Genomic DNA, 14,254 nt, shown 5'->3' on the forward strand with positions numbered 1-14,254 from the left:
CGCCGGCAAAGGCCGTAAAGCAAGGTGACCGAAGAGGCAACACGATGAAACGATCCCTTCTCTGCGCACTGCTGCTTGCCGGCGCCACCGTTCCGGCGGACGCCGTCAATCTGGTTAAGACTTACAGCTATTTCGCCATCGGCGGCAGAACGCTCGAGGATATCGAGCAGCAACTCACAGAACATGGGCCGCTGGTAAAAACCACGGGGTCACGCCATCCTGGCGCCACCCAGATGGCCTTCACGACGCGCATCAGCTACGCCAGCCAGCCGGGTTCCTGCCGGATCGCCGACGCGGTCGTGACCGTGAAGGTCAATGTGATCCTTCCCCAGTGGCGCCGCCCGCGCAAAGCCGACGCCGACGTGCGGCTGTTCTGGGATACATTGTCCGCCGACATCAAGCGCCATGAAGACCGTCATGTCGAGATCGCCAAGAACCACGGCCGCGCACTGGAGGACGCCCTGAAGGCAAGCTATCCGCGGAAGGATTGCGATGCCGCGAAGGCCAAGGCCGCCGAGATCACGGCGGCTGAGCTTGCCAGGCACGATCAGGACCAGCTGCGGTTCGACCGCGTCGAGAGCGCCAATTTCGAAAGCCGCATCCTGCGGCTGATGCGCTATCGGATGGAGCGCATCGAGAGTGGCCGATTGCCGCCGCCCTGAATGTGCGCTCGCCGCCTCCGTTCGCCTGGATGCAAGCCAACCGGGCGGAAGCGTAGTGCCAGCTTCGAATTTTTTTCGAGCACCGGTCGAAATCGGCCTATAGGGAACGACATATCAAGGGTTGCCACGAGCAAGCCGGAAACACGAACATCACGACCGGTCGCGCCGCGGATGCACCGGACAGACCCGATAGTGATGCCGCAGCGCAACGCGCATGGACGAGAAATTATGGACCAGGCTGTCGACAAGCAGGACGTGATGGCAGCGAGCGCGCCGCTGACCGACAGCGAAAAGAACGTCATCATCGGCGGCGTCCTGCTGTCGATGCTGCTGGCGGCCCTCGACCAGACCATCGTCGCGCCGGCAATGCCAACCATCGGGCGCTCTCTCGGCAATGCCGAGTACCTGCCATGGGTCGTTACCGGTTATCTCTTGACCGCAACCGCCGTGGCACCGCTCTACGGCAAGATTTCGGACGTCTACGGGCGTCGGCCGACCGTCTATGCGGCAATCCTTATCTTTCTTGCCGGATCGCTGGTCAGTGCGCTGGCCCCGAACATGTTCGTCCTTATCCTGGGGCGCGCGATCCAGGGGGCTGGCGGCGGCGGCCTTTTCGCGCTGACGCAGACCGTGGTCGGAGACCTTGTCCCGCCGCGCGAGCGGGCGCGCTATGCGGCGTGGTTCTCCGGCACGTGGGCCGTCGCCAGCGTCGCCGGGCCACTGCTGGGCGGCACCTTCGCCGAACATCTTCACTGGTCCCTCATCTTCTGGATCAATATCCCGCTGGGCTTCGTTGCGATGGCGATCATCAACAAGCCGCTCAAGAAGCTGCCTGCCGCGGCCAAGAATCACAGCATCGATGGTCTTGGAGCATTGCTGCTCATCGTGGCCACGGCGCTGTTGCTGCTGGCGCTGAACTGGGGTGGCAGCGCCTACCCGTGGTTGTCGTCGGAAGTCATTGGCGTCCTGGCGTGCTCCGCGCTTTTCTGGGGCGCCTTTGCCCTGCGGCTGATGCGGGCGGCCGAACCGCTCATTTCGCTCGAGGTCCTGGGCAACCCGATCGTCCTGGCCGGCACTTTGTCGATGTTCCTGCTCCAGGCCTCCAGCGTCGGCCTTGCCGTCTATCTGCCCGTATATCTGCAATCGATACTTGGCCTGACGGCCAGCGAATCGGGCACTGCAATGCTTGGCCTACTGCTTGGAACCGTGGGCGGCGCCGCGTCCAGCGGCCGCCTAATACCGCGCTTCACCCACTACAAGCGCATCGCCATGATCGGCGTCGTTTTCGCTATCCTGTGCATGGGCCTGCTGGCCTTTGTCGCCGGCCAAGCATCGCTCCTCGTGGTCGAAGTCCTGACCATCTGTATCGGGCTGGGAACCGGGACGACATTTCCGGTAACCACCGTGTCCGTGCAGAACGCCGTCGATCGCATGCATCTTGGCGTGGCGACGGGGGTGCTTACCTTTCTGCGTTCGCTGGGCAGTGCATTGGGGGTCGCGATGCTCGGCGCCGTCGCTCTAGGCTTTGGATTGCCGCTGGCCGGTGAAGGCGTCCAGGTGGCTGGACGTGTCGTATCGGCCGAACCCTTCGTGATGATCTTTCTCGTCGCGGCCGGCACTCTGGTCCTGGGCCTCATCACGCTGACGCTGATGCCCGAGAAGGAACTTCGAGGCCACATCGACGATCCGGCGCCGATCCTGGCGGAGTAACTAGAGCAATTCCAGGAAAAGTGCGTAGCGGTTTTCCGTCCGGCATTGCGCAAGAACAAAGAATTAGAGGGCCAACGATTCTATCAAACGCCGAACCGCTCTAGCCGGAAACGCCGAGCTTCTTCTGCAGGCTGGTGGACGAAGTGGTATACTGGAACACAATGCGTTCGCCGGGGCTGATGACGCGCTTGGCGGCCTGTGCCATCAGCGCCACCTCGTGGAAACCCGACAGGATCAGCTTGAGCTTGCCCGGGTACCAGTTGATGTCGCCCACCGCGAAAATGCCGGGCACCGATGTCTGAAATTTCTCGGTATCGACCGGGATCAGGTTCTCATGGAGATTGAGCCCCCATTCGGCGATCGGGCCGAGCTTCATGGTCAGTCCGAAGAACGGCAGCATGCGGGTACAAGGCACCTCGATGTCGCCATCGGAGCCGCCCTTGATCGTGGCCGACGCCAGCTGGCCGTCGGCCCCGGTGAGCCCGGTCACCTGGCCGACCCTGAACTCCAGCTGCTTCATCTCCTGCATGGCGTACATCTTGTTGACGCTGTCGGGCGCCGCGCGAAACTCGGGCCGACGGTGAACGAGTGTCACGCTTCTCGCCACCGGCTGCAGGTTCAGCGTCCAGTCGAGGGCCGAATCGCCGCCGCCGACAATGACCAGGTCGTGGCCGCGAAAATCCTCCATCCGGCGAACCGAATAGAAGACGCTCGTACCTTCATAGGCTTCGATGCCGGGAATTGGCGGTCGCTTCGGCTGGAATGAGCCGCCGCCGGCGGCGATCACCACCACCTTGGCCTCGAACACCTCGTTCTCGTCCGTTGTCACGCGAAAGCCGCCGTTGTCCAGCTTTTCGAGACTGGAAACCATGCGGTTGTAGGTGAATTCGGGCTTGAACGGCGCAACCTGCTCAAGCAGCTTGTCGACGAGCCCTTGCGCCGAGATCGAAGGCCAGCCCGGAATGTCGTAGATCGGCTTTTCGGGATAGAGTTCCGCGCATTGGCCGCCGGGCTTGTCGAGAATGTCGATCAGGTGGCACTTCATGTCCAACAGGCCGAGCTCGAACACGGCGAACAGGCCGACCGGCCCTGCTCCGACAATGAGGACGTCTGTGCTGATGATGCCGGTCATGATGCGCCTCGCTGCGAAAGTCCAGGCGAGACTGCATGACCGTCGGCCCGCTGCCAAGCGTCAGCGGTAAAAATCGCCGATTTCAGCCCTGACGTTCGGGAACCCGCACGATCAGGCCGTCGAGCGCGTCGCGCACCTTGATCTGGCACGACAGGCGCGAGTTCGGCTGAACGTCATAGGCGAAGTCCAGCATGTCTTCTTCCATCGCCTCGGGCTCGCCGACCTCGGCCGTCCATGCCTCATCGACATAGACATGGCAGGTCGCGCAGGCGCAGGCGCCGCCGCACTCCGCCTCGATGCCCGGCACCGCGTTACCGATGGCATTTTCCATGACCGTCGAGCCGTTTTCGGCGTCCACGTCGAAATGTGTGCCGTCATGGGCGATGAAGGTCAGTTTGGTCATTTGTCACCTGAGGGAGTTTCACCGGCACGAAAGGGAGTTCGCCCGAGACGAAATCGAGTTTCGCCCGAGATAATCACTCCGGCAAACAAGTCAACTGCCGCGCGAAAGCGCCGCTCCGTGACGTTTTTGTCTCAAACCGTGATCAGCGATTGATGGCGGCGATGAAGTCGCGCACTTCGTCGATAAGCCTGCCGAGCCGATTGAGGATTTGGACGTCCTCCGGCCGGCGTTCGATCTCGGTGGCGCAATCGGCGATGGCGAAGGCGCCCACGCCGCGGGCCGAACCTTTCAGGCCATGAGCCAGCAAAAGTCGGTCCTTGATGTCGGCATCGACTATCTTGTCGCGCACCGAAACTGCCTGCTGTACAAACAGCGCCAGCACCTCTTGCTCGAGGGTGCGGTCGCCCATCGTTTGCCGGGCAAGGTGTGCCAAATCGACTGGCCGGGACTGCCTCGTTCCCGATACGTCGCCCCCGGGCATTGAGAAGGCAATGCCGCTTTCGCCACGCATGAACTCGAACTCCATTTTCTTCGGCCGCCTGAAAACTAGGCGGATCCGGTGGACAACGGGTTAATGAATGGCCGGGAAAAATGTTGCGAAAGCGGCGCCCAAATCACGCTTCCGTTAACCTTATATTTAAAGTTTTACGTATCCCGCGGAATGCATGTTTTCTTTACCCCCCTGTGTCATTACGATACGAGGGTCCATTTTCAGCCTCCTGCGCGGGGGTAAGACAACCAGAATTATAAGCCCCCGCGGCAGCTAGTACAGGGTAGCGAAGGCATGGCGAAGAAACCAACGACAACCAGAAATCTCGATAGCGACGTAGCCAGGGAACTCGAAAAAGCGCTCGATCTCGACCTGAGCGGCGATACCGACAGCGGCGACCTCGATATCGCGGCTTCGATGGAAGATCTGGAGGCGCAGATATCGCAGGCCGCCGATGAGCTGGCGCGCGAGGGACGCTATCCGCAGCCGGCAGCGCCTGTCGTCAATAAGGCTCAGACCGACGGGGCCAAACCGGCCGAACTTCGCCCGGTGGAGACACGCAATAGTGGCCAGCCCGCAGGCTTCGCGCCAGCCAACGATGATCGCCAGAAGGACTACAAGACCCTCCTGCACGGCCTGAACAGGCGCGCCTCCAACACCATCTACTGGGTCATCGCCTTTGTCTCGCTCGCCTGGATCGCGGGCGCCGGCGGACTGGCCAACCTGCTTTTTGGACCGAGCATCTGGCGGATACGCACGCTGGACCAGTTCTTTGCTCGCCCCGAGCTGATCGGCCTCGCCGTGGCGGCAATCGTGCCCGTCATCCTGTTCTGGGCCTTCGCGGTGATGATTCGCCGCGCCCAGGATATGCGCATCGCCGCGCAATCGATGACGGAAGTGGCCTTCCGCCTGACCGAGCCGGAGAACATGGCTCAGGATCGCGTCATGATGATCGGCCAGGCCGTCCGTCGCGAGGTGGCTGCCATGGGCGAAGGCATCGAACGCACCCTTGCCCGTGCCGTGGAACTGGAAACGCTGGTCCACAGCGAGGTCAACCAGATCGAGCGCTCCTATTCGGAAAACGAAACCCGGATTCGGTCGCTGGTCGACGGGCTCGGCAGTGAACGCGAAGCGGTGGTCACCCATGCCGAACGCGTCCGCGCCTCGATCTCCGGCGCGCACGAGACGTTGCGCGATGAAATCGGAGCGGCAAGCGACATCATCCGCGATAGCATTCTCAATGCGTCGACCAAACTGTCGATGACGATCACCAATTCGGGCGACACGCTGATCGACCGCATCAACGAAAGCTCGATGTCGATCTTCGACTCGGTGGAAGGCCGGCTCGACAACATCACCGACCGGCTGTCGACCTCCGGCGAGGCTTTCGCCAGCCTGCTCGACACGCGCATTGCCAAGCTGACGGATACGACGGACGGCCTGACCCGGTCGTTGACCGACCTGCTCGACGATCGCACCACTGGCATGGTTTCGCTGCTCGGCGGCGCAGCGCGTACCCTCAACTCCGAGTTCGAAGCCAGCCTTGACGGCATCGAGCGCACGTTGGCCGAACGCGGCCAGGCGCTGATCAGCGAATTCCAGACCCGCGCCGAAGCGTTGGATACCGGCACGCAGAAGCTCAATGCCGCCCTCGAGGCCCGGGCCCGCCAGATCAACGAAACGCTGGTCGAGCGTGCGCGTGAAATCGCCCACACCTTCGCCGAGAGCAAGGACACGCTGTCGGCCATGATCGATCAGGGCAAGACCCAGATCGGTGCCGACATGGCCGACATCGTCACCTCGACGTCATCCATGCTCGAAGCGCGCGCCAGCGATTTCGCCGGCCGCATGGAGGCAGCCCGCCACGTCGTGTCGCGCTCCTTCGATGCCGACATCCAGCGGCTTGCCGACGCGCGCGTCGGTATCGAGGAAGCAGTCGAAAACCACAGCCGCAAGCTCTCCGAAAGCCGCGAGCGCATGGCCGCCGCCATGCAGGCGGACCTGGAGAAATTCGCCGAAAGCCGCGCCGGCATCGATGCCGCGGTGACCAACCAGGTGCAGAAGCTGGCCGAAGGCCGCGGCCTGATAGCGCGTGCGCTAGAAGAAGACCTGCGCAAGGTCAACGAATCGCGCGCTGCCATCGATGCGTCGCTCGGCAGTCACCTCGAACAGCTGGAAGAAGGCCGCAACCGGCTCTCCCTGGCTCTCAACGAGGACTCCGGAAAATTGGTGCAAGCCCGCACGATCATTGATGAAATGGTCGCTGGGCATGTCGGGAAACTGGCTGAGGGCCGTAATATTCTTTCGCGCGCTTTGGAAGCCGACCTCGGCAAGTTGTCCGACAGCCGCGCCGACATTGACGGCCTTGTCGCAGGTCAGGTCGAGAAAATCGCCGAGGGTCGCGCGGTGCTCGCCAAGGCGCTGGAAAACGACATTGCCAGTATCGAGGGCCTCATCGAGGCGCATTCGGCGAAACTGGCCGAAGACCGCACGCAACTTGGCCGTTCGCTCGAAAGCGACCTGTCGGGCATACGCGGCCTGATCGACAGCCATTCGGGGCGCCTGGCGGAAGACCGCGGCCTGCTGTCTCAGACGCTTGAGGCAGACCTCGCCAAGCTGGCCGAAAGCCGCTCCAGCATCGACGGGCTGGTGGCCGGCCAGGTCGAGAAGCTGGCCGAGGGCCGCGACATTCTCAAGCGCGCGCTGGAATCCGATCTCAACACGATCAAGAACGTCATATCGAGCCAATCGGAAAAGCTGGCCGAGGATCGCGGGCAGTTGTCACGCGTTCTGGAAGCCGACCTGCAGAATGTGAACAGCGTCATCGCCGACCACATGAACAGGCTGGTTGAGGATCGCTCGACCTTGTCCAAGGCGCTGGAGGACGATCTCGCCAAGCTGGCCGAAAGCCGCTCCAGCATCGACGGGCTGGTGGCCGGCCAGGTCGAGAAGCTGGCCGAAGGTCGCGACATCCTGCGCCGCGCATTGGAAGCCGACCTCAACGCGGTCAAGAACACCGTTGCCGATCAGTCCCAGAAACTGGTCGACGACCGCGCTCAGTTCGCCCGCGCGCTGGAGGCTGATCTCGAAACCGTCAACAGCCTTGTCAACAGCCACTCGGACCGTCTGGTCCATGAGCGGTCGACGCTGTCGAAGGCCCTTGAGGCCGACCTTGAGACTATCGGCAGCCACGTCAACAGCCACAGCGACCGGCTTGCCCAGGATCGTTCGACCTTGTCGAAAGCGCTTGAGGACGACCTCCTGGCCGTTAGCGGCCACGTCAGCAATCACGCGGAACGGCTTGTCGAGGAGCGTTCGACGTTGTCGAAAGCGCTTGAGGACGATCTTGCCAAGTTGGCCGAGAGCCGCTCCAGCATCGATGGTCTGGTCGCCGGCCAGGTCGAGAAGCTCGCCGAGGGCCGCGATGTTCTCAAGCGCGCGCTGGAAGCCGACCTTGCCAAACTGGCCGAAAGCCGCTCCAGCATCGACGGGCTGGTCGCCGGCCAGGTCGAGAAGCTGGCCGAGGGCCGCGACATTCTCAAGCGCGCTCTCGAAGCCGACCTGCAGAGGCTGACCGAAAGCCGCGGCGATATCGACGAGATCATCGCTGGACATGTCGGCAAGTTGTCCGAAGGCCGCAATATGCTCAGCCGCGCGCTGGAAGATGATCTCGGCAAGCTCACCGAGACGCGCAGGGAGGTCGATCGCTCGCTGTCCGGCCACATCGACCAGATTGCGTCCAGGAGCGCGGACATTTCCGCCGCGATCGCTGCAGATGTCGACAAGATCGAGCAGGCGTTCAGCCGCCAGACCGGCATCATCGAGGAACGCGCCGGCACCATGGAGCGCGCGCTCTCTACTGGCGTCGACAATGTTCGCAGCGTGCTCGAAAAGAGCGCGGTCTTTGTCGCCGGCGCATTGCGTGAAAAGGTCCTGGAAGTCACCAGCACGCTGCACGAGCAGGCGGGGGCGGCTTTCAGCGATGCCGATCGCAAGATCGCCGAGCGCGCCGAACAGACGTCCGCCGCCTTGCTGGCCCGGGCCGAAGACATTGCCCGCACCTTCGAGGAGGCCGACCGTCGCCTCCATGCCCGTGCGGAAGATACGTCGAACGCCTTGCTCGCCCGCGCCGACGACGCCTCGAACTCGCTGCTGGCCCGCGCCCATGAAACCGCCGATCAGCTCGCTGCCCGCGCTGGCGAGATCGCTGGCACCTTCGACATGGCCGACCAGAAGCTGGCCGCCCGCGCACAGGCAACCACCGACCAACTGGCCGCTCGGGCTCAGGATACAGCGGACCATCTGGCCGCCCGCGCAAGCGAAATCGCCGGCGCATTCGACGCGGCCGACCAGAAGCTGGTTGCCCGGGCCGTGGAAACGGCGCAGTCCCTGGCCGCCCGTGCCGGCGACATCCTGCGCAACTTCGAAAGCGCCGACCAGCGGCTCGGCATGCGCATAGGCGAATCCGCCGAGGCGCTCGCCGCCCGGGCGTCGGACCTTGGCCGCATCTTCGACGCCGCCGACCAGCATTTGGTCTCCCGCATCGCCGAAGGTTCGGACGCGCTGTCCAGCCGGGCATCCGAAATCGCCCGCATTTTCGACGACGCCGACCAGCGCCTGGTTTCCCGTATCGCCGACAGCACCTCGACGATCGGCGAGCATGCGCAGACGATCGTCGGCGCCTTCGCAAGCACCGAGCAGAGGGTCGCCGATCGTGCCCGCCAGACCGGCCAGGACCTGGCCGTGCATGCCCGCGAAATCGAGCAGGCGCTTGCCGGCGCCGACGAGCGTCTTGCATCGAGCGCGGCCGCCGCGGCCGCCCGTGTCGAGGAACAGATCGCCGGGGTCGAAAGCCGGCTCACCTACACCGCCGAGACGATGGGCCAGAGACTCAACGAACAGGTGTCGACCGCCGAGGCGCAACTCGTATCGCGCGCCAACGTGATCGCGGAGACCTTCACCGCCGTCGGCCAGCACATCGGCCAAAGCACCAACGACGCAGCCAAGACGATCGGCGCCAACACCCGCGAGCTCAACACCATGCTCGCGGCGCGGTCCGCCGAGATGTCGAAGATCCTCGACGAAACCGCGCGGCCTTTGGTTGAGCGCTTCGCCCAGGGCGGCTCCGAACTGCAAAGGAGCATGGAAGAGGTCACCGAACGCGCGACCGAGAAGCTGCGCAGCGAGAATGCAGCCTTGGTCAACGCGCTCGCCAGCCGCACCGCCGAAACCCTGTCGGCGGTCGAAGGCGCCCGTTCGTCGCTGTCCGACAGCGTCGCCGATCTCATCGGCCGGATGACCAAGTCCAGCTCGCAGCTCGGTCAGCTGATCGAGCAGGCCGCGGTCAACCTTGGCGAGGTCGACGACCGCCTGACCGGCAGCACGCAAAGCTTCGCGGCGACCACCGAAAAGGCGGCGCAGACTTTTGCCAGCTCGGCGCGTCTGGTCGATTCGAACACGACAAGGCTGACGGAACTGTCGTCGTCGACCCTGCGTGAAGTCGCCTCGATCGCCACCAAGTTCGACGAACACAGCCGCCTGCTGGCCAGCGCCTCGGACCTCCTGAGCTCGGCACAGAGCAACCTCGAACACACGCTGGAAAGACAGTCGTCGCTCGACGATCTCGCCGTTGGCCTGGTCAAGAAGTCGGAGGATCTCGAAAGGGTCATGCGTTCTTTCGAGAACCTCGTCGGCCAGACGCTGCAGAACGCCGAAGGCAAGACGCTGGAATCGGCCGACAAGATCCGCAACGCCATCACCGATGTCGTCGAGTCGGCGACCAAGCGCTTCGCCGATGCGACCGAGGAGATGCGGCGCACCGCGGGCTCGATCAAGAGTGAACTCGACCTCACCCGCGCCGAACTCAAGAAGGGCGTGATCGAAATGCCTGAGGAGGCCAAGGAATCGACCTCGGCCATCCGCCGCGCCGTTTCCGAGCAGATCAACGCCTTGAAGGAGCTTTCGGATATCGTTGCGAAGTCCGGTCGTGGCGGCGACTCTTCAGAGCCGCGCTCCCTGCGCCCCGCGCCGCAGGCACCGGCACGCGCCGCCGAGCCGCCCCGTCGCGCCCCGGCGCCGCAGGCGGATCCGCGGCTGCCACAGGCTCCACTGGGCGGCGCGGGACTGCGTGGCACGCTCGATCTGGAGCATCCGGCGGAGGCAGCACCGCGCCAGCGTGCCGCCGACGCCAATGCGCGCGCGCCGCAAGGCGGCTGGGTACGCGATCTGCTGACCGCCGCGTCGAGCGATGCCGACCTCAGGCCGGCAGCCCCCCCGACGCCGGCCGAAGCACCGCGCGCGGCGCCTGCCCAGCGTTCGCCGCTGCATGTCGTGGAATCGCTGAACTCGCTCTCCGTCGATATCGCGCGGGCCATCGACCACGATGCCTCGATCGAGCTGTGGAACCGCTACCGGCGCGGCGAGCGCGACGTGTTCACGCGCCGGCTCTACACGCTGAAGGGTCAGCAGACGTTCGACGAAATCCGCCGCAAATATCAAGGAGAGGCCGAATTCCGCGCCGCCGTCGACCGCTACTGTGACGATTTCGAGAAACTGCTCAAGGATGTCTCGCGCAATGACCGAGACAACATCATGGCACAAACCTATCTCACGTCCGACACCGGCAAGGTCTACACCATGCTGGCCCACGCCAGCGGTCGCCTGCATTAAGCGGCCGACGGGACAAACAGAAAGGCGGGAGACTTGCTTCCCGCCTTTTTTCTTGAGGTGCCGATGTCGCCACCCGGGAGGACGCACCCGGGCACGCATCGAAGACGCGGCAAGGATTTTGAGCAATAAGCTTGCCGGTTACTACAGTGCCGAACACCCGCCATTGCGGGGCCATGACGCGCTCGACGATGCTGTCCTTGACCTGGACGCTGCAGCACCTGATGAAGACTGGAAAGCTGCGGCCGGAGGTCTTCGACCGTCTGTAGCTTGAACGAGTTGGTGGAACCCTGTGCGCCTGGCGTTCAGATCACAGAATCAGTCCAGCGGACGATCTGACCGGCCGCATCGCCGAAGGCCCGGTCGAGCGCCCCGACATAGGCCGGGTTGCCGCTGCCTGAGACGGGTGCGGAAGCTGTGAAGCTCTTGGAAGCCTTCACTTCGCCGTTGCGGTCGTTGAGCAAGCGCACGAAAAGGTCGACCTCGGCATGTTCGCCGCCGTTGACGCGCACCTCGAAGGACCGGACCTCGACGATCACCTGATAATCGATCGCCAGGCCCTCGCCCGGCTTTCCGACGCCGGCAAAGCTGCCCGAGCGCTGAAACGTCTCGGCCAGCCGCGCCTGCACGATCAGCGGCAGGCGGTCGGCCCACTGTGCGCCCTTCAGATACTGGATCGAACGGTCGGAGGGCTTGATGACGATGTTCTGGCTGTCCAGCGCCTTCAGCGCCGAAGGCTGGGCGATCAGGATTTGCTTGCGGCTATGGCCATGCGCGTCGACCGATGGCGCCGACAGTTCGAACGTGTCGAGCGGTGCCGGCTTGCCGCCCAGCGCCGCGCAACCGGCAACCGCCAGGACAAGCAGCGCCGCAGCCGATTTCAACCCGCCCGTTCCAACCCCACTCAACGCCACGCGTGATCCCCGTTGTCCCCGGATCGCAAGATCAACCCGCATTCACGAACTATGTTCTTGCGGCGGGCCGGCGCCGAAGTCAACGCCGCGCCCTGCCGTCGAACTGCCGAACCTCGCCCTCGCCGCCCGAAAGGATACGTTGCGGATTGCGGCTGAGATCCGTCACCGCCTCCTCGATGCGATTGATCGAGCGGCGGCTGTCCTGCACCAGCGCCTCGACATTCTGCAACCCCTGACCGGAGAAGCGCGCCAGATTGTCGGTGATGACGCCAAGGCGGGCGTTCAGCGTGTCGGCGACCTGCTTGAAGGATTTCAGCGTATCCCTGGCGTCGGCCATCACGCCGTCGGCCTGGCCCGAGCCGAGCAACTTGTCGACCTTGGCGAGAATACCGTCGACCCGCACCGAGGCGTCGTTGAGCCGTTGCGCCAATTGCCTGGCGTCCTTGATTGTCTGGTCGATATCGTCGGACCGATTGGCGATCTTGCCGGTCACCTGCGCGATATCAGCCGCCGCCTTGTTGGCGCTGTCGCTGGCCTTCTGGATGTTGGCCAGCGCTTCGCGTACCTGCGCCGGGTCGATACCGTCGAGCACGCCGTTGACCTTGGTCAGCGTGCCTTGCGTCTGCTTGGCGAAGTCGTTGACCGATCCCACCGCCGTGTCGACGTTCTTGATCACGCCATCCAGTTGCTGCGAGGTTTCCTTGAGGTTCCCCGTGACCGTATCGACATTCGCAACGATGCTCTTGATCTTGTCCTTGTCGACGGCATTGAGAAGGCCTTCGGCTGCCTTCAATATGCCGTCGAGCTTGCCTGAAACGCCCTTCAGCTCGTCGGAAAGCGCGCTGACGGCGGACAGGAACTTGTCGATACCGTCGGAATTCCTGGCCAGTGCATCGGAAAACGTCTGCACATTCTGCACGGTCTGCGTCAGCGGCCCGCGGACATCCTTGGTGAAGCCTTCCAGCTCCGTCAGCACCTTGTCGGCGCGGGTGAAGATGTTCTGCGCCGTCTGCAGCAGATTGGTCACGGCCGAAGGATTGGCAACGATCTCGGCGACCTTGCCTTCCTTTTCGGCCTGGTCGAGCAGCTTCACTTCCTTGGGATCGGCGCCCTTGAGCTCGATATTGGCCTGCCCGGTGAGGCCGGCGAGGCCGATATCGGCCTGCGTCGACTTGGTGATCGGCGTCATCCGGTCGATCTCGGTGTCGGCAATGGCGACGGTCGGATTGTCGACGTCGATATAGACGCGCTTGACGTCGCCGACCTTGACGCCGTTGAACAGCACGAAGCTGCCGCGGCCAAGCCCTGAGGCCGAGCCCGGAATGCGCACCCGCAGCAGCGTCGTCTCGCCCCTGTCGCCGATCGCGGCCGTCCAATAGACGAAGCCGAAAGCCGCCAGGATCGCTACCAGCGTGAAAATGCCGACAATGACGTAGTTGGCTCTGGTTTCCATTGCTTCACTTATGGCTATGCACGTGCGGCAAGATCAAGTTGCCGGGCGCGTTTTCCGCGGAAATAGGACTTTACCCACGGCTCCTCGCTCTTCAGCATGTCGTCGATAGTGCCTTCGACCAGCACCTTTTTCTTGCCGAGCACCGCCACGTGGTCGCAGGCGGTAAACAGCGTGTCGAGGTCGTGGGTCACCATGTAGACGGTCAGGTCCATGGTGTCGCGCAGCTTGACGACGAGCTCGTCGAACTCGGCCGCGCTGATCGGATCGAGGCCCGACGTGGGCTCGTCGAGAAAGACGATATCCGGATCAAGCGCCAGCGCCCTGGCAAGCGCGGCCCGCTTGATCATGCCGCCGGAGAGCTCGGAGGGGAATTTCTGCGCCGCGTCAGGCGGTAGCCCGACCAGTTCGACCTTCAGCAGCGCCAGCTCATCCATCAGCTTCCTTGGCAAATCGAGATATTCGCGCATCGGCACCTGCACGTTCTCCATCACGGTCAGCGACGAAAACAGCGCACCATGCTGGAACAGCACGCCCAGGCGCATGTCGATGCGTAGCCGCTCCATATCGCTGGCCGTGTCGACGTCGACGCCGAACAGATTGATTGTCCCCGACTGCTTGGGCATCAGCCCGAGAATGGTGCGCAACAGCACGGACTTGCCGGCGCCCGAGGCGCCGACGAACCCCAGTATCTCGCCGCGTTTGATGTCGAGCGAGAGACTGTCGAGGATCAGCTTGTCCTCGATGGCAACGGTGACATCGCGCACCGAAAGCACGATTTCGCTCTCGTTAGGCACCTCATTCGTAAGTCCGTTGCCCTTTGCCAT

At 63.6% G+C, this 14,254-nt stretch carries 9 protein-coding genes and 1 pseudogene; 4 read left to right on the plus strand and 6 right to left on the minus strand.

Annotation, left to right across the window (positions count from 1 at the left end; all coding sequences use genetic code 11):
• Positions 1–44: 44 nt before the first annotated feature.
• Entirely contained in the window at positions 45–662 is a 618-nt protein-coding gene (locus LB556_RS02510) for a DUF922 domain-containing Zn-dependent protease (protein ID WP_224562987.1), read from the plus strand.
• Between the two features lie 228 nt (positions 663–890).
• A complete protein-coding gene (locus tag LB556_RS02515; RefSeq protein ID WP_224562991.1) occupies positions 891–2,372 on the plus strand; it encodes an MDR family MFS transporter in 1,482 nt (493 codons plus the stop codon).
• 100 nt (positions 2,373–2,472) lie between these two features.
• Here LB556_RS02515 and LB556_RS02520 read toward each other — a convergent pair whose 3' ends face one another.
• The 3 genes from LB556_RS02520 to LB556_RS02530 all read right to left on the minus strand — a co-directional run bounded on the left by LB556_RS02520 (position 2,473) and on the right by LB556_RS02530 (position 4,418).
• Positions 2,473–3,504, minus strand: a complete 1,032-nt coding sequence (locus tag LB556_RS02520) for an NAD(P)/FAD-dependent oxidoreductase (RefSeq protein ID WP_224562994.1) — start codon at positions 3,502–3,504, stop codon at positions 2,473–2,475.
• 82 nt (positions 3,505–3,586) lie between these two features.
• Positions 3,587–3,907, minus strand: a complete 321-nt coding sequence (locus LB556_RS02525; RefSeq protein WP_224562998.1) for a 2Fe-2S iron-sulfur cluster-binding protein — start codon at positions 3,905–3,907, stop codon at positions 3,587–3,589.
• 142 nt (positions 3,908–4,049) lie between these two features.
• The gene (locus LB556_RS02530; RefSeq protein ID WP_224563000.1) at positions 4,050–4,418 is read right to left on the minus strand and encodes an Hpt domain-containing protein; all 369 of its coding nucleotides are present in this window, start codon (positions 4,416–4,418) and stop codon (positions 4,050–4,052) included.
• Positions 4,419–4,691: 273 nt separating this feature from the next.
• Between LB556_RS02530 and LB556_RS02535 the strand changes: the two genes are divergently transcribed.
• Both LB556_RS02535 and LB556_RS02540 read left to right on the plus strand, forming a co-directional pair.
• Complete coding sequence (locus LB556_RS02535; protein ID WP_224563005.1) at positions 4,692–11,066, plus strand: kinesin; 6,375 nt, start codon at positions 4,692–4,694, stop codon at positions 11,064–11,066.
• A gap of 97 nt (positions 11,067–11,163) precedes the next feature.
• Positions 11,164–11,332: pseudogene (locus LB556_RS02540) on the plus strand (exonuclease); the annotation flags it as partial.
• Positions 11,333–11,368: 36 nt separating this feature from the next.
• On the opposite strand, the gene LB556_RS02545 reads toward LB556_RS02540, so the two are convergent.
• The 3 genes from LB556_RS02545 to LB556_RS02555 are packed head-to-tail and all read right to left on the minus strand — an operon-like array spanning position 11,369 to position 14,254.
• Positions 11,369–12,019, minus strand: a complete 651-nt coding sequence (locus tag LB556_RS02545; RefSeq protein WP_224563008.1) for an ABC-type transport auxiliary lipoprotein family protein — start codon at positions 12,017–12,019, stop codon at positions 11,369–11,371.
• Positions 12,020–12,056: 37 nt separating this feature from the next.
• A complete protein-coding gene (locus LB556_RS02550) occupies positions 12,057–13,430 on the minus strand; it encodes an MCE family protein (RefSeq protein ID WP_224563011.1) in 1,374 nt (457 codons plus the stop codon).
• 14 nt (positions 13,431–13,444) lie between these two features.
• Positions 13,445–14,254 (minus strand): ABC transporter ATP-binding protein, encoded by an 810-nt coding sequence (locus LB556_RS02555; protein WP_224563014.1) that lies wholly within the window; start codon positions 14,252–14,254, stop codon positions 13,445–13,447.

It is taken from the genome of Mesorhizobium sp. ES1-4, from assembly GCF_020164745.1.
Lineage (GTDB): Bacteria > Pseudomonadota > Alphaproteobacteria > Rhizobiales > Rhizobiaceae > Mesorhizobium.